This window comes from Acinetobacter thutiue, assembly GCF_030385805.1.
GTDB classification, from domain to species: domain Bacteria; phylum Pseudomonadota; class Gammaproteobacteria; order Pseudomonadales; family Moraxellaceae; genus Acinetobacter; species Acinetobacter corruptisaponis.
On sequence record NZ_JAUDZE010000002.1, the window covers coordinates 447544 to 473497 of the forward strand.

General features: G+C 40.6%; 12 protein-coding genes. All 12 read left to right on the top strand.

Translation table 11 applies throughout. The annotated features are described in order from the left end of the window. Window positions 1-13 precede the first annotated feature (13 nt). The 12 genes from QTA56_RS08160 to QTA56_RS08215 all read left to right on the top strand — a co-directional run bounded on the left by QTA56_RS08160 (window position 14) and on the right by QTA56_RS08215 (window position 25954). Complete coding sequence (locus QTA56_RS08160) at window positions 14-727, top strand: HupE/UreJ family protein (RefSeq protein WP_004677554.1); 714 nt, start codon at window positions 14-16, stop codon at window positions 725-727. 10 nt (window positions 728-737) lie between these two features. Beyond that, window positions 738-1421 carry a hypothetical protein gene (locus QTA56_RS08165; protein WP_046127801.1) on the top strand — a complete coding sequence of 228 codons (684 nt, stop codon included), beginning with the start codon at window positions 738-740 and terminating at the stop codon, window positions 1419-1421. A gap of 76 nt (window positions 1422-1497) precedes the next feature. Continuing rightward, window positions 1498-2805 carry an MFS transporter gene (locus QTA56_RS08170; protein WP_267980430.1) on the top strand — a complete coding sequence of 436 codons (1308 nt, stop codon included), beginning with the start codon at window positions 1498-1500 and terminating at the stop codon, window positions 2803-2805. Continuing rightward, the gene (locus QTA56_RS08175; protein WP_004677547.1) at window positions 2805-3239 is read left to right on the top strand and encodes a YqaA family protein; all 435 of its coding nucleotides are present in this window, start codon (window positions 2805-2807) and stop codon (window positions 3237-3239) included. Before QTA56_RS08170 ends, QTA56_RS08175 begins: the two co-directional genes overlap by 1 nt. A gap of 207 nt (window positions 3240-3446) precedes the next feature. After that, window positions 3447-4838, top strand: coding sequence for a DNA repair protein RadA (gene radA, locus QTA56_RS08180; protein ID WP_267980433.1), 1392 nt, complete (start codon window positions 3447-3449; stop codon window positions 4836-4838). Window positions 4839-5162: 324 nt separating this feature from the next. After that, window positions 5163-6200 (top strand): PDDEXK nuclease domain-containing protein, encoded by a 1038-nt coding sequence (locus QTA56_RS08185; RefSeq protein WP_118901335.1) that lies wholly within the window; start codon window positions 5163-5165, stop codon window positions 6198-6200. Window positions 6201-6854: 654 nt separating this feature from the next. Continuing rightward, window positions 6855-9524, top strand: coding sequence for a COG1361 family protein (locus QTA56_RS08190; protein ID WP_267980435.1), 2670 nt, complete (start codon window positions 6855-6857; stop codon window positions 9522-9524). 19 nt (window positions 9525-9543) lie between these two features. Next, complete coding sequence (locus QTA56_RS08195) at window positions 9544-12192, top strand: hypothetical protein (RefSeq protein WP_267980437.1); 2649 nt, start codon at window positions 9544-9546, stop codon at window positions 12190-12192. Continuing rightward, a complete protein-coding gene (locus tag QTA56_RS08200; protein WP_267980439.1) occupies window positions 12179-16282 on the top strand; it encodes a beta strand repeat-containing protein in 4104 nt (1367 codons plus the stop codon). The genes QTA56_RS08195 and QTA56_RS08200 overlap by 14 nt, the downstream gene beginning before the upstream one ends. A gap of 234 nt (window positions 16283-16516) precedes the next feature. Further along, a complete protein-coding gene (locus QTA56_RS08205; RefSeq protein ID WP_267980440.1) occupies window positions 16517-17014 on the top strand; it encodes a hypothetical protein in 498 nt (165 codons plus the stop codon). A 29-nt stretch (window positions 17015-17043) separates the two neighbouring features. Then, a complete protein-coding gene (locus QTA56_RS08210; protein ID WP_267980441.1) occupies window positions 17044-19740 on the top strand; it encodes a beta strand repeat-containing protein in 2697 nt (898 codons plus the stop codon). A 121-nt stretch (window positions 19741-19861) separates the two neighbouring features. Continuing rightward, window positions 19862-25954 (top strand): SdrD B-like domain-containing protein, encoded by a 6093-nt coding sequence (locus tag QTA56_RS08215; RefSeq protein ID WP_267980442.1) that lies wholly within the window; start codon window positions 19862-19864, stop codon window positions 25952-25954.

The window sequence follows — 25954 nt, forward strand, 5'->3', positions numbered from 1 at the left end:
GAGTTTAATTTATATGACAAGTTCTTTCTTGCAGTGGGTGAAATCAAGAAGCCGCTTAAAACTGATTGCAGTATTAAGTCTATTTCTGTTTAGCCCAATGTTATTTGCACATGGCGTTTCGGAAGGTGACAAAGGTTACATTCAGGAAATCTACGGTGTCCATATCATCCCATTTATCTATTTGGGAGCGAAACACATGGTCACAGGATACGACCACCTATTGTTTCTGGTTGGCATTATTTTCTTCCTATATCGAATGAAAGATATTGGCTTATATGTCAGCCTTTTTGCCATTGGTCACTCAATCACAATGCTGATTGGCGTGTACTACAACATCTCAATGAATGCCTACATTATTGATGCAATCATTGGTTTCTCTATTGTTTATAAAGCCTTAGATAATTTGGGTGCTTATCAAAGATGGTTTGGGTATCAACCCAATACCAAAATTGCAACCTTAATTTTTGGTCTGATACATGGTTTTGGTTTAGCCGTCAAAATTCAGGAGTATGAAGTTCCTGAAGATGGTCTATTGGCAAATTTAATTTCATTTAATGTCGGTGTTGAACTCGGTCAGTTCATGGCTCTGTGCATTATTTTGCTATTTATGACCATGTGGCGAAAAACCCCTTACTTCTTTAAAACAGCCTATCAAGGTAACGTCTTTTTGATGTTTCTGGGCTTTTTATTGGTCGGCTATCAGCTTACTGGCTTTATCACACAATAAGGATTGAATTATGTACAACACTGAAATTCCAAAAGACATTCAACTTCCATCTTCCAAGAAGCTGATTAAATCAACAGCAATCGCAGCCGTTAGTGCGGTAGTTGTATTGGTGACATGTGTGATGCCTGCTGAATACGGTATCGACCCAACAGGTATAGGAAAAGCCATCGGTTTGGTTGAGATGGGAGAAATTAAACAGTCTTTGGCTGAAGAGGCTGAACAGGGATTAGGCGAAAACACAGGTGGTTTTGCAGAAGAGTTTGATATTTCTGGACAAGATACGGGTGTTTCAGAGGCAACTCAAGCTCTCGGACAAACAGAAGCCAATACAACGGCTTTAAGTGAACCAACCACAATGATGCCTGCCGTGACCAAAGAATCCATTTCGATTGACCTCAAGGCTGGTCAGGCAACAGAAGTGAAATTGGCAATGCCTAAAGGTGCAAGTGTTAATTTCGACTGGAAAACATCAGGTGGTGGTTTGAATTTTGATACACATGGTGACCCAGTGAATGCCCCTAAAGATTTTTATCATGGCTACGCTAAAGGGCGTAATGAAACACAGCAGTCAGGTACTTTAACTGCGGCGTTTGATGGTAGACATGGCTGGTTCTGGCGAAATCGTACTGAAGAAACTGTAACTGTGACTTTAACAGTTGAAGGGCAGTTTAGTGAAATGAAACGGATTTTTTAATCTATTCAGGGACATTTAAGGGCAATGCTCTTAAGTGTCCTATGGATAAAGCAGATGAATCAGGAGAGCCGATAAAATGTTTACAGTATTAAAAAACACAACATATAGACATCTATTTCTTGCACAAGTGATTGCATTAATTGGTACTGGCTTAATTACGATTGCATTGGCTTTACTTGCCTATGATATGGCTGGAGAAAAAGCGGCACAGGTTCTCGGCATCGCACTGGCAATTAAAATGATTGCTTATATTGCTGTTGCACCTGTCGCTTCGGCTTTTGCAGAACGATTACCCCGAAAAAAGGTTTTGGTTGGATTGGATATTATTCGGGCATTAACAGCACTTTGCTTACCATTTGTAACCCAAATCTGGCAGATTTACCTGTTAATTTTTATTCTACAATCCGCATCAGCAGCATTTACCCCTACATTTCAGGCAACGATTCCAGATGTATTGCCTGATGAAAAAGATTATACCAATGCCTTATCACTCTCTCGTCTAGCTTATGATTTAGAAAATATTATCAGCCCGATGTTGGCAGGCTTGCTACTGACAGTGATTAGTTATAACAATTTATTCTTGGGTACAGTCATTGGCTTCATTGGTTCGGCATTATTTGTTGTCAGTGCAAAACTACCTGTCGCAAAAATTCCTGAATTTAAAGGTATATATAGTCGAATCAAACAGGGGGCGAAAATATATTTTAATACTCCACGATTGAAAGCCTTACTTGCCTTAAATCTAGCGATTGCTTCGGCAAGTGCTGTCGTTATCGTCAATACAGTGGTACTGGTCCAATCAACCTTTAAACTGACCGAACATGCAACGACTTGGGCTTTTGGTCTATTTGGTCTTGGCTCTATGCTTTTAGCATTTATATTGCCTAAAGTTCTTGATAAATTTAATGATAGAACAGTGATGCTAACAGGCACAACCATACTGACAATTGGATTATTCACAGGCTATTTCATTCATTCCTATGCTTGGTTGTTGGCATTGTGGTTTATTTTGGGTGTGGGCTATTCAGTGGCTCAAACACCAACAGGGCGATTAATCCGTAAATCAGCATCCAGTGAAAATAGAACAGCTTTATTTGCCGCACAATTTGCGTTTTCTCATGCTTGCTGGTTAATCACATATCCATTGGTAGGCTGGTTGAGTACAACCTTTGGAACATTATTTACATTTATACCAATGGCAATTATCGCTGTACTGGCATTAATAATGGCAACGTTATTATGGTCACAAACAGATGAAGAAGCCAAAGTCCATACCCATGATAATTTACCATCAGATCATGAGCATTTGAAAGAACACCAAATCAATGGGCAGCATGTCCATGAATATATCATTGATGAATATCATCAAAAATGGTTGAAATAATGCTTGGCTATTTAAGTTTATTTCTCAGTGCTTTTGGAGCTGCTACTTTACTACCGCTTCAATCAGAAGCTGTACTCGTAGGTCTTATTAGCACTGGAAAATATTCAGTCGTTTTATTGATTGCTGTTGCAACATTTGGAAATGTCTTGGGTTCATGTGTAAATTGGTGGTTGGGTACTCGAATTGAGCAATACAAAGATAAGAAATGGTTTCCTGTATCAGAAACCAAATTGTCTCAAGCACAAAAGCTATATCAGCAATATGGTTCACCAATATTGTTATTAAGCTGGATTCCTGTAATTGGTGACCCGATTACTTTAATGAGTGGGGTTTTAAAGGAAAAATTTATCACATTCTTTATCATTGTGTTTATTGCTAAGTTATTGAGATACTTATTTTTGTACCTAATATTTTTAGGTGTATTTCTAATGTAGTTTAGTCGTTTTTTTAGATGAAAAATCATTCAACATGATATACATGCCTTTACTCAAAGAAAGATTGAAAAATACTCAACTACAGGTCAAGTGAAAATATTTTTTCCCTTTATTCTCAACCAATTCCCCTTATTTCACTGCCTTGCTTGAGATTGATAATCTGGCTTGATATGGTGCTTTTGATGATGGAAAAATAGAGGTTTTACGATGGCTCAAATTACAGTTTATGTATGTCATAATTGTGGCAAGGAGGAGGATATTTGGGTTGGACAGTGTCTTCAATGTGGAGCATACAATAGTTTCAGCAAAACAACAGTTGAACGAAAGGCTAAACATCGGGCTACGGCAGGTTTAAGTCATTCTGGCTATGCAGGGCAGAAACATCACATTATTAAATTAAATGCAGTTAAGGTGAGTCAGGAACTTAGGTGTTCAACAGGTATAGGAGAATTTGATCGTGTATTAGGTGGTGGTCTGGTCACTGGATCAGTGGTATTAATTGGCGGTGATCCTGGCATCGGCAAATCAACCCTACTTTTACAAACAGCTACTCATATTGCAGAAAATCAATCGGTTTTATATATCACAGGAGAGGAGTCACTGTCACAAGTTGCCATGCGAGCTAAACGATTGGGTCTACCACTGGACAAATTAGATGTCATGGCAGAAACAAAGGTAGAGCGTATTTGTGAAATATTATCAGAACAAAAAACCTCTATGGTAATTTTGGATTCCATTCAAACCTTATATACGGAGGCTATTCCTGCTGCATCAGGCAGCACATCACAAATTAAAGAATCTGCTGCAATCTTAACCCGACTTGCAAAACAAAGGGGGATATCTTTACTTATAGTTGGTCATGTGACTAAAGATGGTGTATTGGCTGGTCCTCGTGTATTGGAACACATGGTTGATTGCGTATTATATTTTGAGGGACAAAGTGACTTACAGTATCGAATGATGAGAGCTGTTAAAAACCGCTTTGGGGCTGTAAATGAATTAAGTGTTTTTGAGATGACTGATCAGGGGCTGAGGGAAGTTATAAACCCAGCAACGATTTTTTTGGATCGTTATGGCGAAGCAGTCGCAGGGTCTGTTGTCATGGTTAGTCGAAATGGTGTACGACCATTTTTAGTCGAAGTACAGGCTTTAGTGAGTGAAACAAAAACTACACCTAGACAACTTATTTTAGGTCTGGAGCATAATCGCCTTACTTTCCTGTTGACCATTATGAAAGAACAAGCCAACGTGGATATTCTTGAACATAATGTCTATGTCAATATTGTGGGTGGATTGAAAATTACAGAAACAGCGTCAGATTTAGCCGTGCTATTGGCTTGTGTATCCAGCTTGAAAAATCAACCCTTACCTCACGATATGGCTGTGTTTGGTGAAGTAGGCTTGTCTGGCGAGATTCGGTCTGTACCCAATGCACAGGAACGTATAAAGGAAGCACAAAAGAACGGATTTAAAACTGTAGTGGTACCTAAAGTGAATCAGCCCAAACAGCCTATAGATTCTATAAAAGTAATTGCTGTGGAATATTTATACCAAGTCTTACAGGCTGTTTTTGAAAATGATGCTTTGGTTGTAAATTAAGCGACAGTAAAAATCCTTTGGTTCAACGTATGCTATGCTTTTATCTCATCATGGATGATTAGCCTAAAAGGTTTTTAGAACGAAACCTGAGTAGGATGTTAGATTTCTGTAAAAAATATCAATAAGATGAAAGTTTGCCACAGCCTGTGGCAAAATTGCCGTATTCTTTGTGCTGATAAAGATTATTTAGATATGGAAATTGCTTTGCAGGATGAGGGTAAGCCTATGAGGGAGCGAGTACCAGCTCTTATTTATTACCTCAAGATAAACTGCAAACTTTAGTATCCAATGAATTAAAAAAATGGAGTCGTTGGATTAAAATTGATGATTGAGGGTAATGAGGCGAATAAAGTGACTGATGTAGATAACCCAAAAGATTTTTCTGATGTTTTACAACACATTCAACGGTCACGTCAGAAGATTTTTGCCCAGATTAATACAGCTCTTATCGAGCTGTATTGGCACATTGGTCAGATTATTAGTTATAAAGTCAACTCTCAAGGATGGGGGAAAAAAGTCGTTACAGATTTGGCACAATACATAGCACAACAAGACCCTGAACTTAAAGGATTTAGTGATAAAAATCTGTGGCGTATGAAACAGTTTTTTGAGACATATCAAGGAAATGAAAAACTCTCACCACTGGTGAGAGAATTATCTTGGACACATAACACGATTATTTTTTCACGCTGCAAGACTGTAGAAGAACGTGAATATTATTTAAAACTATGTATTAAAGAACGATATTCAACACGAGAGCTAGAGCGTCAGATCAGTACATCACATTTTGAACGTACCATGCTAGGTAATCAAAAACTCTCAGCAGTGCTGAGAGAATTGCATCCAAGCATTAACAATACGTTTAAAGATAACTATGTATTGGAATTTCTAGGCTTGCCCATGCAGCATGATGAAAGTCATTTGCAAAAAGCTCTAATTAAAAATATGAAGCAGTTTATTCTTGAGTTAGGGAAAGACTTTATTTTTGTTGGTGAAGAATATCGCTTACAGGTTGGCAATCAGGATTTTTTTATTGATCTATTATTCTTCCATCGTGGTTTAGCAGCTTTGGTTGCGTTTGAATTAAAGATTGCCAAATTTAGCCCTGAACATTTGGGACAGCTTAGTTTCTATCTTGAAGCCCTGGATCGTGATGTGAGGAAACCTCATGAGAACCCAAGTATAGGAGTGCTGTTATGTCGGGATAAAGATGAAGATGTGGTAGAGTATGCACTATCACGCCATTTGTCACCGACAATGGTAGCTCAATACGAATTGCAGTTGCCTGATAAAAAATTGATTCAGGCAAAATTACATGAGCTGTCTGAAAATGTATCCTTTAATGATGATAGTGATGCTTGATGTACAGCATTCAGTGTGTATGAACAAGGATTGAACAAACAAATTGGTGGAATTTTAAAGCAGTAAAAATAGTAGTAAAAAACTGTATGTATGTTTTATTTATTATTATTTTTCAGTAGCTTGAATTGTGAGTGTGACTATCACCGCTTCCGCCAAATACTTAAATAAGCCCTTGTTTTTACAAGGGCTTATTTTTTTGTCTGTAGATTTATCCCTCAACTTACCCCCACATAAAAATTTTACTGATTATAGAATTCAAGCCATTTAGAATTTTTAGGAATTATTGAAGTCAAAATTGATATAGCAGAGAAATTAAATAATCTTCCCAATGATTGATATGACGTTTTTATGCAGTGAATGTTTGTTTTATGCTTAAAACTGACAGTATTCGTCTAGGTCATTTTTTTGTGTTGAAAGACATAAAAATATTTGCTTTTATTGTGATAGGGTTCTCCTAAATTTTTATTTGATTCCATATCTAATAATAAATAATGTGCTTGTAGTCTCTGATTTGAAAATAAATGTTGCTGAATTTATTATTTTTAATAAAAATAACTATTATTTTACATTTTTCTGTTAAAAGTTGGTTTTTTGTAGTATTCTGGTTGAAAAATCGTCAATATAATTTTTTATTTTTTTAGTGGGTTGTTGGATATGATAGGTCGGTTCAAGAAAAGTGCTATCTCACAAATTTCGTTTACCTCTTTTCTTGGTTTATTTATCTTTTCTTGTAGCTCTATTGCTTTTGCTCAGCCTAAGGCAGGTAGCAGTATCACCAATATTGCGAGTGGTGATTTTTATGATGAGCAGGGTAACCTACAAACAATTAACTCCAACCCTGTTATTCTGACAGTTCAGCCCATTTACTCATTGAGTCTACAAAGCAATCAGCAAAATATTGGTACAATTGGCAGTAAACTCAATTTCCCTCATGTACTCACCAATACGGGAAATATCGCAGATAACTATAAGGTTGCTCTGACACAGCTCACAAATGATCAATTTGATCTGGAAAATATCGCAGTTTATGTGGATCGGGATCAAAATGGTGAACCTGATGACAATAATAATTTACTCAATAATGCAATCTTGCACTTAGAGGCAGACGAGTCAGTTGCTTTGGTGGTAGTTGGCAGTATTCCTAAAAATGTTGTCGCAGGTAATGTGGCAAACTTTAGTTTCACTTCAACCAGTCAACTTGATCCAGGTAATGTGTCTGCCACTGTCTCAGATGTTGCAAAAGTGGTTGATGATGCGGTCATTCAGGTCACAAAATCTCAAAATATCAGTACAGGTAAAACAGGCACAGAAGTTACCTATACATTTACCTATAGCAATACAGGGACTGCATCAGGTCAGTTGCTGGTGCATGATACCTTGCCGAGTAATGTTGCATATCAGGTAGGAACTGCAATTTGGAGTAATGGCACGGCTACACTGACAGATATAGATAATGACAATGAAGCAGGAAGTACTGCTGAATCAGTCATGAATTATAAATATGTAAATGGTGAGGTGGAGTTTAAACTGACAGGGATTGCCGCATTAAGCAAGGGCACGGTGAGCTTTAAGGTGAAAGTTAATCCGAATGCAGCGGAAAAGATCAATAACACTGCGAACTATAAACAGTATAAAAACAATACAACTACTTTATTGAAAGACACCAACACCAACACCGTTATTTTTAATGTAGAGCAAAGCTTAGGGGTGATACTGAATAACTCTTCTGCTGGAAATACTGATGGAGGCACGAATGACTTGCTCACCAAAGCAAACACATTTACTGGCGCCGCCAAAGAAGTTCAGTTTGAAAATTATGTCTGGAATACGGGGCAGGCAACAGATAGCTATAATCTTACAATTGATAAAAGTGTAAATGTGCCAAGTTGTGCGATAACACGTTTATATCACTCTGATGGAAAAACTTTGCTCACCGATAGTAATGCTGACGGTGTGGTAGATACAGGTTCGATGGCAGCAGGCGCATCGAAAAAAATTGTGCTTGGTGTTTATTTTCCTGCCAATTGTGTCACTACAGAGACTTTGAATTTTGACATCACAGCAATTTCTACCACAGATACAGCAATTAAGAATGCGACTCGTGATCAACTAACCAATACTAATTCTGTCGGTTCTAGTGACTTGTACAATAATGATGGTTCAGGAACTGGCATAGGAAATGTCACAGCAGCTGGTGGACAGGCACTATTCAAGCAAGTTGCAATTAAGGGCGGAAATGCAGTATTTCCCTTAATGGTTAAGAATTATAATAGTGTCGCCAATAATTATAATTTATATGCTTCAGCCAATGAGATTGATGTGAATAACATCAGCACCAATTTGCCTCCGCAATGGATCGTAAAATTTTATGATACCAATGATAGTTGCCAGACATTAACAAGTGAAATTAGCAATACAGGGGTTGTTGCTGCTGGTGCAATCAAACAATATTGTGCGGTAGTCACTGTTCCACCTAATACCAACTTGACCAATTTGCCAATTTGGTTTGCGATAAAATCTCCAATGAATGCTCAGGCAGATAGCATTAAAGATCAAGTCGATCTTATTCAACGACAAATGACATTGGCAAATGATCAACAGGGACGAGTGAATGTTGGTGGAACAGTTGTTTATCTGCATACTTTGAAAAACATGGGTACGATTGTTGAGGGGAGTGCCACGGGTCAGGTTAGCCTAAGTGTTGTATCGCAGAAACCAGCCGATAATTTTATTTATACGTTGTACTATGATGCCAATAACAATGGTGTGATTGATGCAACTGATCCACTCATTAATGACTTATCTACGGTTACGGGTGGTTTAGCGCCGCAAGCTTCAATTCAACTTCTCTTAAAAGTTCAGGCACCGACAACCGCAACCAATGGTATGTCCAGTGCAGCCAATATTATTGTAAAAACAAACAATGTTATTCAGGGTTTGGCTTTGGCTGATTTACAAAACACTGACTTGACCACGGTAGATCCAACCCAGTTACGTTTGACCAAAGAGCAGACCAAGGATGAAAATTGTGCCTTAACTTTGGCTACGGTAACCAATGCAACTTACGGAAGTACACCGCTTCAGATAAAACCAAATCAATGTGTGACTTACCGTTTAACCATTAAAAATGAGGGAATAACCTCGGCCAGTAATGTCGTGATCAATGACGTTGTACCTGTTTACAGTCAATTGCGTGTTGGTTTACCACCGTCAATTAGTCAGGGTTCAGTTGCAGTCAATGCGGGGCAGATTTCAGGAAATGTTGGCACCCTTGCGCCACAGGATCAGGCTGCCATGTACTTTTCTATTCGGGTAAGCCCATAAACAGAGCGGATATTAGAGCATGAAGATGATCAATACATTAAATAATAACCGCCCAAAACTGTTTAATTGGGTCTTGACCTTGCTGTGCGTGTTGATGGTCCAGCAATCGGCCTGGGCTGCAACCAACTCGATCATCAGTAACATGGCAGTCGGTGAATATAGTGAAGAGGGTTCAACTGTTGTACAGGTGGCACGTTCAAATCTTGTTCAAACCACGATTTTGCCTGTGTATTCATTAAATTTGGTGGCAGCCAATAACAAAACAGTAGTGGCAGGACAGACTGTTTATTTTAACCATATCTTAACCAATACCAGTAACGATACAGATCAATATACTTTCGCTGTAAGCAATAATCTCACTGGTGATGATTTTGATTTTGTGAATAGTAGCCTGACGGTTTATCTGGATGCCAATAATGATGGTGTCCCAGATGGATCGCCAATCACAGGTTATACATTGGGTGCAGGTCAGTCAGTTGGACTGGTTGTTGCGGCAACCATACCAAATACGATTACCACAGGAAAAGTTGCAAACTTGACTTTAGCTGTGACATCAATAAATGGTGCAACTGGAACAAACAGCAATGTCGATAAGGCAACTGTAACTGATCAATCCGCGTTGATGGTACGTAAAAAATTCTCCCAAACCACTGCTGCAAATGGAGACATTGTCACAATACGTTTGGATTATCAAAATCCAAGTAATGTTGCTACAGGTAATATCACTTTAACGGATACTCTGGATTCGACCTTAACGTATCAGTCCAATAGTGGTGAAAACTGGAATGGCACAACCGTCAACCCTGCAACAGGAGCAAATGATCCTACTGGTATTAATTATTATGTAAGTTCTAATGTTGTGACTGCTGTATTGACCAGTATTCCTGCAAATTCGATTGGTTATATTGAATTTAAGGTAAAAATTAATAAAAGTATTGCAGGAAAGATTGAGAATTTTGTCAATGTGACAGGAACAACGACCGACAAAACAAATACTGCAATTGTAAATGTTGCTCCAGTCTATGCTGTCAAAATGAATGGCAGTGCAAGCAATGTCAATGATAATACTAATACCATTACTGCCAGTGCGGTATCACAGGGCGGTGAACTTAAATTTACCAACTATGTCTGGAATACGGGGAATACCACAGACCGTTTTAACCTCACTTTAACTGGCAGTACATTTCCAGCAGGCAGTCAAATTGAGTTGTATCGTGCGGATGGTGTGACTCCGTTATTGGATAGCAATGGTGATGGTATTCCCGACACAGGCTCATTGGCAGCCAATACCAATATCCCTGTTGTGGTAAAAGTCCGTTTCCCAAGTAGTTATGCGGTAACCACAAATACAGTTTTTGAAGTTACACCACAAGCACAGTCTGTGAGTGACGGTAGTAAAACCAGTACAATTAAAGATCAGGGTACTTTGACCCTTACTCTTGTTTCACAACTAGTAGATTTAACCAATGCGGATAATACGGGGCAGGGTAATGGTGTGGTTGATAATAATGGTGCTGCTTGGAAAACCTTAACAGTAAAATCCAGTAATAACCCTGTGACTGGTGGACAGGCAATTTTTCCATTAAGAGTGAAACATACAGGTGTTGGAACAGAGTATTTGCTCAGTGCAAATGCCAGCAGTGATTTTTCTAGCCTGACTTTGCCCGCAGGCGTAAACCGTGTGCGTTTTTATGCATCCACAAATGGTACAAACTGTAGTGGGTTGGGTAATGAAAATGGTAAGACGATTTATTTAAATGATGGGGAAACCCAACTGGTCTGTGCGGTTGTTGAGGTCGATAAAGTTAATAATGACATTACTGTACCGATTTATTTCCGCGTCATCTCAACCAGCTTTGTCGCTACAGGTAACCCTGCTCAGGACATTATTAAAGATGCCATAACCATTCAAAGTGTAAACTCCAAGCCTCAATTGGAATTTATGCCAGATTTATATGGTCAGGTCGCACCATTAGGCACTGTGGTATATAGCCATCTATTGGTCAATCATAGTGATACAGCTTTTTCTGGCAGTTATGATTTTGTTCTAAGCAATGATCAGTCTGAATTTAATGCCAAACTTTATTATGACGCCAATAATAATGGACAGTTTGATGGTGGTGATACCTTAATTAATCATTTATCAGATTTACCGAGTGGTGGATTGGCATCACAGTCACAGGTCAGGTTGTTTGTTCAGGTGAATAATACTGCTTCAAATAATGTTACCCAATCCAACACAACCATTGTGAATTTAAAAGACTCAGCGAATCAAATTGTAGCATCTGTTAAGGATGTGACCACCGTGAATAAGTCACAGTTAAGTTTAACCAAATTGCAGGCACGTGATTTCAATTGTGATGGCACTGCTGACGAAGCTTATAGTTTAAATAAGCTAAATATTGGCAAGCAGGGCAATGGTCAGGGACAGTGCGTCCTCTACAAAGTAACCTTAAATAATTCAGGTCCCACAATCAATAATGTATTTACCTTTAGGGATATGACACCTGCTTATACGGTGTTATCGAAAGTTCCAACCTGTACAGCATGTAGTGGCACGACAGCCCCTGCTTTAAATAATGCAGGTGAGCTGACAGGAACATTAAATAGTGTGGTTGGTGGTCAAAGTTACGAATTCAGTTTTGGGGTGCGCTATGTGGGGCAGTAATTCAATGGAAAAATTCAAGATGATGAAACTGGCTAATCATGCTGTTCTAAAACTTTTGATTTTGTTTTTTTCACTGGTCAGTAGCATCAGTATTGCTCAGGCTGCATATCAGCGTAGTTTTATTAACCTGAGTTTTGAAAGTCCTAAAATTGCAAATACAGGTAATGCCTGCCGTGTTTACATTGACAGTACTAAAGTTCCTGGTTGGTTAACCACACATCCCTATTACCAGGAAGAGGCCGTAGATTCTTGCACGTATGTCCCAAGTGGAAATGGACAGGTTATGGAACTGTGGTCAGGACCTCGGGGTATTGGGGGGGGAGGCACAGGCAACATGGTTGCTAAAGAAGGAACGCAGTTCGCTGAATTAAATGCCCAATACATTTCAGAAATATCCCAAAATATTTGTTTGGTCAATGGCGAGCAAGTCAATTGGAGATTTAGCCATAATGGACGAAATACCAATCCTGATACCATGAATTTTCGTGCAGGTACGCAACCAGTAGTATCTGTGGCGACTGGTACAACAGGAACAGGTAATGTAACGACATGTAGTGCTGGTACATGTAATCCTGTGCAAAGTAATACTGTACCTGTAGGTAATACAACTCGATGGGCTGACTATAGTGGAAGCTTTATTTATACAGGTGCAACAGGGCAAACGACCATTGGTTTTCAGTCTACTTCAGGCTCAGGAACTTCAGGGAATTTTTTAGATGGTATCCAGATTGAAGTTAAGCCGATTATTGAATTTACATCTGCTAATTATTCTGTACCCGAAAATGGCGGTGGTGTTCAGCCCGTACAGGTCATTGTGGTTGGAACTGTGCCACCAGCAGGCATTCCACTGACCTTTACAGTTACTGATGGTACAGCACAGCTAGGTACAGACTATAAAATTAATGGTGGGGTGGCCAATACTTTTACCATCACAATACCCGCTGGTAACTATGGAAGTGGTACACCCTATATCCTGAATGTCCCTGTAGAGATTATCAGTGATACCGTTCCTGAGCCTGATGAAACTTTTACCGTCACAATCAATCAAAGCAATGCTTATCATGTGATGTCTTCAAATGGGTGTGGTGCATCAGGTAATGGCACGGCAACCTATACAATTATTGATGACGATGCTACTCAGGATGTGGATTTAAAAATTGAAAAAACTCAGCGTAAGGGTACAAGTGGAACTTTTCAATCTGAACCTTTGATGGTTAGTACTGGGGATACGGTTCAATATCAGTTGGTGATTACCAATAAAGGGGATCGTGCAATTAGTTCAACCAGTGAGCTGAATTTCCAGGATATAGTTCCATCAAACTTTAATGTAGTCACTCTTGTTGGCACACCAGCTAGAACAGGCACTGGAACGACTTGTAGTGCAAGTATATCCAGTAAGACTGTGACAGGTAAATTTAGTGGACCAAAAAATGCCACCTGTACAATAGTTATTAATGCAACCACTAATTCCTCTAGTGCGGGCGTTGTCACCAATACCGCAACAATCAATGCATCTCCATATAATGATATCTATCCTATTGATAATAGCAGTAGTGTTCAGACAACAATTGCTAGGGCTTTGATTTACCTAAGTAAAGCAAGTATTGGTGGAACAGGTTCATTTGATTTTTCTTTAACAGGCACAAATAAAACCAGTGCGACCGTTGTTACACAAACACCAATTGATCAATATCAGGTTGATGGGGGAACAATATTTTCTGGTCAGCCTTTTGCAGTCACCTCGTCATCAGGGAGTGTAAACATTTCAGAAACAAATATGGCTGGCTGGTCATTACTAGGTGCAACTTGCCGTGTTCGAAATACTGATGGCACGTCTGGCGCACTTGTTGGCACTGCACCAACATCAGGAACGGGTACAAAAACTTATTCCTTTACCTCCACTGAAATTAACAATAACCCAAATATAAACTGCAATTTTTCCAATATTAAAGTGCCAATTGTCAAGATTGCAAAAGAGTCACGTGGTGGTACAGGCACATTTGCTTTCGTCAACAGTAATTTATCCAGTACATCGACAAATGTGGCAACAACCTCCTCAAGTTCTTCCACCAATATTGGTAAAGGTACTTCTGCTGCTTTAACGGTGAATGACACCTTTTCAAATGTGACGATTAGTGAGCCAACTCTATTGACGGGTTATGTATTAAAGGATGCGAAATGTACTGATGCCAATAGTTTTATTACAGGAAATATTGGTGAGTTTGGTGATTTAAGCGGGTCAACGCTGACCATTTCATCTGGTCGACTAATTACTGGTGGAGCAGATATTACCTGTACATTTGTTAATAGTACGCCAAGTTTAACAATTAAAAAAATTAGCCGTGGTGGGGTTGGAAAATTTGATTTTACTGCCAGTGCAAATAGCGGAATCTTAAACCATTCAATTACGACAACAGTTGCAGAAACTGAAACATCAGGCATAACCCAATATTTTTCTCCGAGTCTGTCATTAACAAATGTCGTCTTAACTGAATCGGGTATGCCGACAGGATATCGGTTGACCGATGCTGTATGTACGGGTATAGGAGCAAGTTCAGTCACTGTTAATAAAACAAATGGGACAGTCACCTTAGCCAGAACGGGAATTGCAGCAGGGGCAGATATTGTTTGTACCCTAACTAATACACTTACTACGCTCACTTTAATCAAAAAATGGGAAAATGCCTTAGCTGGTGATAGTGCAACCGTGAACAGTGTTGGCTTTACCACAAATGCAACAACAGGACTCTCAGTTGCGGACGCCACGGGAGCAAACTCTACAGCAGGTACACCAATTATTGTTCCGCTGGCCATGCTTGGAACAACAGGAAGTATCATTGAGGCGTTTAGCAAAGGCGATGAAAATGAGTATGCGGGGAATCTCGTCTGTACTGGCAACACTACGCCTTTAAATGGCAATAAATTAACGATTAATACAAACGATGCAGCAATTATTTGTACCTTAACCAATAGCCGTAAAGATTTAGTTTTAATATCAGGCAAAGTCTTTAATGATAATGGTGGTAGCGTCAGCAACATTGTGGCAAATGCCTATAATGGAATCATTGATGCAAATGAGCAGGGCATTGCTGGCAGTTCGCTTAAACTTGCCAATTGTTCAGGTGTTGATCTCAATGTTGTATCAATAAGCAATGACAATGGGGATTATCGTTTTAAAGTTGAGAAAAGTGTTCTAAGTAACCCATTCTGTATTGTACAAACCAATTTACCTGAATACACCTCAGTTAGCGGGGTAAGTCCAACAGGAACGTACAGTCGCAATACGGATACGATTACGGTGCCAAAAACCACAGCCACAAGTTATCCAAACAATAATTTTGGTGATGCCAATCTCAATGTGGTTTTAACAGAAGATGGACAACATACTATTACGGTAGGTGAAGTCACCGATTATCCACATCGCTTGACTACACAAGCACCTGTACAACTAACTCAACTTATCCGAAGTTCTTCAAACTCAAATAATGATCAGCCTTGGCAGGCACTGGTTTACCGAGACAGCAACTGTAATGGTGCTGTTGATGCTGGTGAGACAGTATTTGATCCAACGCCATCTGGTACTGTTTTATTACAACCCAATACCGATATCTGTCTTGTTCAACGAGTACTTTCACCCACCAATATTTTTGCTGGTGCCCAGCATATTGGAACGTTACAGGCAAGCTATCAGGTCAGTTCACTTAACATTTCCAGGCAGACCCAACAACGTCAAGACGTGACACTTATTGGCAGTGCAGGGTTGACATTGACAAAAAAAGTACGCGCAGTGACCAGTTGTTCGTCAACTCCATCTGATTCTTTAGGCTTTTTAGTAAATAACCAGGCCACAAAACAACAAAATTTAGAGTATGAGATCACCTATAAAAACAATAGTGTGAAGAACCTACAGAATGTCAAGGTGAAAGATAGTTTACCAACTGGTACTAATTTTGGTGATGTGAGCTGCAGGGTAACACCGAGTGGAAATACTTGTAATGCAACACATTCTGGAGAAGTTCTTGAATGGTCGCTAACAGGTTTGCTAAAACCATCAGCAACAGGAACTCTAAGGTTCTGTGTGATTCAATAAGCAGAAAGTCTGATTAAAAATTAGGTCAAAAAATATGCAGAGATATTGTGGTGAAAAAAATGGTATGGAAGTTGCTTTAGTTTGAAGTAATAGAATATTTTTTTGTAAAAGTGTGAAATAATTCAAACAAATTTGTTGATTGTTGATATACTTTTGTAAAAATGAGTAACGGTTTTTTGAATGGTAAAAAAGCTTACTGTTCAAAAAATAAAAAAGAAGACTAGGAATAATTGAATGGCGTATTTAAACAATATGTACAAGAAATGTTTGCTTGGTACTGCGGTTCTTGTTTTGGCTGGAAGTGTATTCGCCGAGGCTAAAACGACAAAAGAGCCCGTTTCAGTAGAACTCAAAACTTTCCTGATCAGTGCAGGCACTGATGGGAAATCAACTTCAAAGCTGGTGACCAAGGTAAAACCAAATGATGTGATTGAGTATCGGGCAACCTATACCAATAACACCACTGGGAAAATCAAGAATCTGGCCGCGACTTTACCGATACCTGTAGAAACTCAATTTCTGGCGAAGTCTCAGCCAGAGAATGCTGAAGCAAGTACCGACGGTACACATTTTGCCCCAATGCCTTTAAAACGCAAAGAGGGTAATCAAATGGTGAATGTACCACTGAAAGATTATCGTGCATTGCGTTGGACCATTGCAGAACTTCCAGCTGGAAAGTCTGTGACGGTTTCTGCTCAAACACGCGTAAATAGTGAAAAAACAAGTAATTAATTGGCATTTTACGTATAAGGGGTAAAATAATGTCAAATCGTCTACAACTTACACAGCTAGCAGCTTCCATTGCATTGGTCGCTGGTAGTGCTGCTTTCGTTTCATCTGCACATGCCGCTGCACCAGCCGCTGGTACAAATATCAGTAACATTGCATCTGCAAGCTATACTGATAGCACAGGAAACACTAAAACTGTATCTTCAAATATTGTGACCACCACAGTATTGCCAGTTGCAAGTTTCACGTTGATTGCTGACCGAACAGCAAATGCCAATGCGAACAACCAGGTTTCTTTATCACACACCTTAACCAACACGGGTAACGGTAGTGATACGTTCACGGTAAATGTGGCGGATGTTACCTCTGGTGACCAATATGACTTCAGTAATTTAAAAGTTTATCTTGATGCCAATAAGGATGGTGTTCCTGATAGCCAGACTCCTGTAACAAGTGTTACCTTGGCAGCAGGTGAGTCGGTGAACTTAATTGTTCAGGCAACCACTCCAACAACTCGTGCAGGTGGTGTTGCACTTTCTGCTGGTGATTTGGGTAAATTAACCATCACTGCACAAAGTACTTTAGACAATACACTCACAGCAACAAATACAGACACCGTTAAAATTACCAACGGTGCAGTGATTAGTGTGATTAAATCTGCCAGCGTAACGGCAATTGATGCGACCCAAGCTAGTCCAACCGCTCGTGAAGTTGAATATAAGTTGGTTTACCAAAACACAGGTAACACAACAGCAACTGATGTTACAGTTACGGACTTGTTACCTGCTGGTTTAACTTATGTTGCTAATTCTGCAAAACTTGCTGGCGTGACACAAACTGATGGTGTTGATGCTGATGGTTATAAGTTTGTTGAAACCACTCCAGGATCAGGTAAAGGTACTGTAACCTTAACGATTCCAACTCTGGCACCGAACACTACAGGTACATTAACCTTTAAGGTTCGCGTAGATCAAAATACACCAGCGGGCGTGATCACGAACATTGCAAATGTTGACCCAGATGGTCCATCAGGCCCAGAAGGAAATACACCTTCTAACCCGAATGACGTAAATATCTTAAGCATCAAAAAAGGCACAATCAATGATAGCCAAACTGATGCCTACGCAGATGCGGAGAAAACCTCTGCAACCGCAAAAGATAACCAAATTGTCATTGCTTCAATCAAGCAGGGTGAAGTTGCTGAATTTAGCACTTCAGGTCAAGGTGGCGAGCCAATCGTTATCCATAACACGGGTAATGTGAGTGAAGAGTTTGATGTTGCGATTGATAAAGGCACATTACCAGCAGGTAGTATTGTTACCTTGTATCAAGCTGACGGTGTAACGCCATTTGTTTCAACAGGTTCTATCCCAAGTGGTGGTACATACAACCTTGTTGCAAAGGTAACGCTACCAGCAAACTATTCAACATCAACGGCTATTAAGGCGACTTTGACCACAAGTCCTAAGTCTGATGCAACTAAGACAGATACGTTAGATTTGGTGATTAGCCAAGTAACGCCTGCAACAGTTGACTTACATAATGGTGATGCTTCAGATACTACTGGTTCAGTGGCTGGCGCATCTGGTAAGGATACTGGCTTAGATATTGATGTTCGTAGTACCAAACCAAATCAGGCTGTGAATTTCCCACTTCAAATTGATAATGCTGGTGTAACAGGCGATAACTTCAATCTAGGTATTGATCCTGCACATGCATTACCAACAGGTTGGGATGTTAAATTCTATGTGGCTGATGGTAGTGGTAACCCAACAGGCGCACCATTAACCAATACTGGTAATATTAATGGTGGCAGTAACATTAAACTTGTTGCTGTGGTAACGCCTCCTGCGAATGCACCAGCAGGTGACCAACAAGTTTACTTCAAGGTATCTTCACCAGCGACAAACCTAAGTGATGTGATGGTGGACAAGGTTACTGTTCAGGCGGATCGTAAGTTAAGCCTGCAAAATGACCGCATTGGCCAAGTTGCACCAGGTGGTACTGTTGTTTATAAACACACTTTAACCAACACAGGTAACATTGCTGAAGGTGCAACACCAGGCAGCTTGCCATTTACCTTGACCAATGACCAATCTGGTAATGGTTGGGTAACCAGCTTGTTTATCGATGTGAATAACGACGGTAACATTGATGCAGGTGATACCCTAGTTACAGGTAGTGATTTGGCAGCGGTAACAGGCGCGATTGCACGTAACGCTTCTGTGAACTTACTCATCAAGGTTCAAGCGCCAAGCAATGCAACCCCTGGAACACCAAGTTCAGTTATCTTCACCATTAACCCAACAACTGTGACTGGTATTGCACACGCAAGTATCTCTAATACTGACTTAACCACAGTGACTGAAGGTCAGGTACGTTTGGTTAAGGATCAGGCTTTGGTTGATTGTACAACAGGCACAGGCGCAACTTATACACAGAACACTGTGAGTGCCAAACCAGGCGAATGTGTGAAATACCGTATTGTTGCGACCAATGAAGGTAATGCAACCGTAACGAATGTGGTGATTAGCGATAATACGCCGTCATACACTACCTTGAAAGCAATCTCAGGTGTGTCTCCACTTGCAACAAGCGCAACATTACAAAACACAGCAAGTTATGTTGATGGCTATACAGGTACTGTTTCAGCAGAACAGTCGCCTTTAGCACCAAATGCAAGTGCAACATTAGAGTTTGTGATTAAAGTGAATCCACTTACACCATAAGCTTTATTCATTCACTTGAAATGAAAACAAATAACTAGAGATGTGAACATTTGCTTAGGCAGGTGTTCATCTCAAATAATTTTTTAAATTTTTTAGACTATTTAGTTGAAGGGTAAGCGCTGTGCTACAACAGAAGCAATCTAACGCATTCCATAACATGACATTCATGTTATCAACGTTGACAGTATCAATATTGTCAGCGCAGTATGGTTATGCAGCGAATATGCCTGAAGTGGGTAGCTCTATCCAAAATATTGCCTATGCAACTTATGTTGCACCCGATGGTAAATCCCAACAATCAGTTTCAAATACCGTCGAAATCAATATTTCTGCTCTTTACGCAATTGCTTTAACTACTCCACCAGTTCAGGAAATTGAACCAAGTACACGTGTTATTTGGGCAAATACCTTAGTCAACAATAGTAATGCTCCTGTCAATGTACAGCTAGAAGCGTTAACAATAAATGAACTAAGCAATGTTAAAATTTATGTAGATACCAATAAAAACGGTCAATTCGACACCGATGATCAACAACTGACAACCACTGTTGCTTTGGCGGTAGGCCAGAGCGTTCATTTGTGGGTCGTTGCAACAGCGAGTGCGACCCTGACCGAGAGTCAGCAGTTAAATTTACCGTTAAAAGCAACACTTGTTGAAGACAACAGTGTAATAGCAACGGCTACAGATAGTGCCATCAGCTATGGACCACAACTGGTTGCAACCAAAGAGGTTGCCCAGAAAACTTTTGAGCCGTCAGCCAATGCCAGCTATGACCTTAACTATACTTTGGCCATAACCAATCAAGGTAAAAAAGCGGCAAGACCAGTGGATGTGATGATCGATGGTCAGGCACAGAAAATGGTGCTTTTAGTTGATGATCTGCCTGCCAATACAACATTTAAGTCTGCACAGTTAAAAAATACGCAGGCCAAGGTTTTGTATAAGCAAACAGGCAATAACTATACAACGACCTTGCCAGGTGACTTAAGCAAGGTTGATCAATTGGTGGTTGGCTTTCCACAAATAGACGCCAATACAACCGAACAGGTTGACCTTACGGTCACAATGAACCGTAACATTGCCAAAACAACGGTTAAAAATACCTATAAAGTTTCGTATGCAACCACAAATAGCCAAAAAGAGGTATTGTCTAATCCTGCTTTAACCGTGGTAGGTGGTCTCGCAGCGATTAATAATAAATCTGGTGATTTCCAAAATGTCTTGACTACAGGCAGCGTGAATAAACCACTTTATCTTGAAGCGCAAAATGCCAGCTGTAATGCGGACCGTTATACTGCGGACAAGGTAAAGATTAAGATTAAATCAACCAAGACAGGTGATCTTGAAGAGGTCATTGGTGTAGAAACTGGCCCGAATACAGGCGTATTCCATTACACGCTACCAACCGCATTTGCAGGTGTAGGTATTGCTTATGATTCATTATTACAAACAGTCAAACGCGATCAAGTACAAGTTAGCCTGACGGACTGTCTGGATACGCAGGGTAATTCAACCCAGACATTTACCGATATTAGTACTCAGGTACTTATGGATCCATATGGAACAGTGTTTGATGCCAAGACAGGTTTACCTGTGGCAGGGGCAACCATAACCCTATTAGACCAGAATGGTCAGCCAATTGCGGACAATGTTGCATACAAACTTGATGAGCAGACTGGAGAACTGGTTACAATTCCAGCTAAGCAGGTCACCAATAGTGAGGGTGAATTTATTTATCCCCTTGTTAAAGCAGGAACCTACAGTTTTGTTGTGGATACAACCACAATTCCTGGAAATACACGTTATAGCTTTGTCAGTGATAAATCGGTTTATCCAAGTTTCCCTGCGGATAAGGCTGTTGATCTGGAATGGTCTTATGCTGGCAAATTTACCTTAAATAATGGTGATCCAGCACTAAATATCGATATTCCAATTGATCCTGATTTGGCTGTACCAACCTCGCCGTTATTTGTACAAAAAGTTGCGACCAATAAAAACTCGGAAATCGGTGAGTTTGAAGAATATACCGTGACAGTTGCCAATCGTGGAACTGTTGAGTCCAAAGATGTTTCGATTACTGATACCTTGCCTAGAGGCTTTATCTATGTGCAAGGATCCATGCGTGTTGATGGAACCAGGGTTGCTGATCCATTGGGTGGAAAAGGTCCTTATTTGAAACTAGGTTTAGGTACACTGACTCCAAGTAAGGAAGTTAAGGTTCAGTATCGCGTCTATATTGGTCCAAATGCCTTGAATGGTGATGGCATTAACCGTGTTCGGGCAAAAGATGGTCAGGGAGTCGAATCAAACGAAGCATCTGCAAAAGTAGAAGTAACGCCTGGCGCAATGATCTCTGATGGTTTTATTGTCGGTAAGATTTTTACTGACTGTAACCGTAACGGGGTACAGGATGCAGGTGAAGTCGGTGTGCCAGGTGTGCGTATTTACCTTGAAGATGGTAGCTATGTGGTGACTGACAGTGAAGGTAAATATGATTTTTATGGGATCAGTGCCAAAACCCACGTCTTAAAGGTTGATCGTACCAGTTTGCCAGTTGATTCTGAGTTGGTGTTAATTGGCAATCGTCAGGCAGGTGATCCAAATAGCCGTTTTGTGGATTTAAAACGTGGTGAACTACATCGTGCCGATTTTGCAATTGCCAATGGTACAGGACAATGTTCGCAAGCCTTATTGCAGCAGATAGCAGAACGTAAAAAACGCATTGAACAGGACAACACCAATTTAGAACAGGTGTTACGTTCAGACCTTACAATTGATCCAGTTTTTTCCAAAATTACCGATGTTAAAGGTCAGCCAGCAAGTGGTTGTATCTCGGCACAGGGAATCAGGGCCAATTGTAACCTTGATTTTTCCAAGGAACAGGTTAAGGAACTGAAAGAGGTTACTTTTGAACCAGAAAAATCTGGCGTTGCTTCTTCAGTTGCCTTGCCACTGAATGAAACATTGGCAGCAACTGAGAGTGTGCCAGCCGAATCCACTCAAGCTGCGAAAATGCTTAGTCTGGAAACAGTGCTGGAAAATGCTGCCAATAATCAGCTAGAAATTATCAACTTAAAAGATGGGCAGCTTCTTGGTTATGCCCAAACAGCGGTTCAGGTTAAGGGTGCTGCTGGCACACAACTACAACTGTGGGTAAATGGCACACAGGTTTCTGAGAAACGAATTGGTAAGCGCGCAATATTGCCTGACCTACAGGTTGCAGGTCTGGATTTTATCGGTGTCGATCTTGCTGTGGGTAAAAACAGTATTGAAGTTCGTCAAGTCGACATGATGGGCAATGTTCGGGATAGCAAACAGGTCAATGTGATTGTCCCTGACCAAATGGATAAGCTGTTACTTGAGTCAGCCAAAGTACAACCGCAAGCCAACGGCCGTGATTATTTTAACGTGACCATGAAAATTGTTGACCGTAATGGCACATTGGTTTCTAGCCGTACGCCTGTTACGCTCGACAGCTCGATTGGTAAAATTGAGTTGACTGACCTGGACCCAAAACAACCTGGTATTCAGGTCTTTGTTGAGGGCGGTACGCTTGTTGTACCAATACAGGCGCCAATCGAGGCAGGGGAAGGAACGCTGTCGGTTGAAAGTGGTATTTTCCATAGCAGTACACCAATACGTTTCTTACCTGATCTACGTCCGATTATCGCAGTTGGTTTGGTGGAAGGATCAATTAACTTTAAGAAATTTGATCCGAAACAGTTAAGTAATGTCCGTTCGCAGGATGGATTTGAGGAAGAACTGCAAGAGATTTCATCATCAGATAATGGCAAAAGCAATGTGACAGGGCGTGCAGCCATGTTCCTGAAAGGTAAAGTCAAGGGTGAATATCTACTGACTCTTGCCTATGATTCTGACAAGGATAAAAATCAGCGTCTGTTCCGTGATATTCGTCCAGATGAATATTATCCAGTTTATGGTGACTCGGCAGCGAAAGGTTTTGATGCACAAACAACCAGTAAGCTCTACGTGCGTGTGGATAAAGGCCGTTCTTATGCCATGTACGGTGATTATGTTACACGTACCGAAAATGATGAGGGCCTGGCTTTAGGTCAATATAGCCGTTCATTAACAGGTGTTCGTGGGGCTGTCGAAACAGACCGCTATAAAGTAACGGCCTTTGCTGCGCAGACCAATACGCAACAGGTGACCAATGAACAACGTGCCATGGGGATTTCGGGTCCTTATAGCATGGGCAATGTCAATACCGATGATGTGCTTGCCAATAGTGAAAAAGTTGAGGTGGTTACCCGTGACCGCAATAATCCAGGCCTGATCATTTCGCGTAGCACTTTGGCACGTTTTACTGATTATGAAGTGGATACCTTTAGCAACAGCATTTACTTAAAAGATCCTGTACCAAGTGTCGATGCTGACCTGAATCCAGTCTATCTGCGTATTACAGTGGAATCTGATCAGGGTGGGGATGAATACACGGTTGGTGGTGTTACAGGCTCGGTGAAGCTGCTTGATCAGGTGAAAGTGGGTGGGGCTTATGTAAAAAGCAATAATCCACTGACGCAGGACCAGTTGGCCAGTGTCAATACCGTGGTGAAATTTGCCGACAAGGGTAAATTGATTGCTGAGTTTGCCCGTTCTGAAAATATCAATGACGGTTTAAACTCTTTAACACAGATTAACACCACACCAGATGCAACAGGTAAATTGTCGGGGAATGCGGCTCGCGTTGAACTGAACTATGCCTATAAGAATATGGAGCTGAAAACCTACCATAATCAGGCAGATACTGGGTTCTATAACACTGCGGCACCAATCACTGCTGGACGTAAGGAAAGTGGTATAAAAGGGCGTGCGCAACTGGGTAAGATCGGTTTGGCAAAACTGGAGGCTATCCGTACTGAAGATTTGCAAAGTGGTGTCAATCAAGGTGTTTCTGCCAGTATTGAACGTGCGATCAGCCGTATTGTGGCAGTTGAGCTGGGCCTGAAATATTATGATGAGTCTGAGAATCCAGCACTGTTGGGGGCTTCACAAACAGCGCCATATCATGGTTTAACCGCACGTACAAAAATCACCACACAGCTTCCTTGGCAGGGTTCAAATGTCTTTGCTGAATATGAGCAGGATGTTTCCGAAGCTGAGCGCCGTATTTTTGCCTTGGGTGCGAATTACCAGATTAATTCAAAACTACGTGCCTATGGTCGCCATGAGTTGGTGTCTAGTATTCAGGGATTGTATGACCTAAATAACAATCAGCGTCGTAATGTCACAGTGTTTGGTCTGGATAGCAAATATAACAATAACGGCACAGCGTTTAGTGAATATCGTGTTCGTGATGGTATCAGCGCTCGTGAAGCTGAAGCTGCAATCGGTTTACGTAACCGTTGGGAACTGGAAAAAGGCTTCTATGCAACCACCAGCTTTGAACAGGTGAAGTCATTGTCAAAAGCAGATACCGATAACCAAAATTCCGATAATACTGCTGCATCTTTAGGTGTGGAATATCTGGCCAATCCAAACTGGAAAGCTGTTGCGAGAATTGAAGCACGTTGGGCTGACCAGTCTGACACCATCCTGAATAATCTGGGTATTGCCTACAAATATTCCGATGATGTGACTTTATTGGCGAAAAATGTAGTTAGCCTGACTGACAGCAAGAATGAAAACAGTGGTGATCGCCTGGTTGATCGTTTCCAGGTGGGTGCTGCCTACCGTGACACTGAGCACAATCGTTTTGATGCGCTGACCAAGGTGGAATACCGCTATGACAGTAACAAGTCAGATTTAAATAATCCATACCTAAAGCATGTCTATATTTTCTCAAATCACTTGAATTATCATCCAGGTCGCGATATTACCCTTTCAGGCCAATATGCGGTTAAAAATGTGGACACCACGTTCTCTGGTTTGGAGTCAAGTGGTATGACACATATGCTCAGTGGTCGGGCAATGTATGACATCAATGAACGTTGGGATGCGGGTGTTCATACAGGTGTGTTATGGTCGAACATGAGTTCGGGCCGCCGTGTTCTGGTTGGGGCGGAAGTGGGCTATCTGCTGGCTGCAAACCTCTGGTTATCAGGTGGTTATAACTTCTCTGGCTATAAAGATGATGATCTGGTGGATAGTGACACAACGATTCAGGGCGCATATGTACGCTTTAGATTCAAGTTTGATGAGAACCTGTTTTCTCGCAACAATTCTACCGTGAACGCTTCAAGAGAACCATAA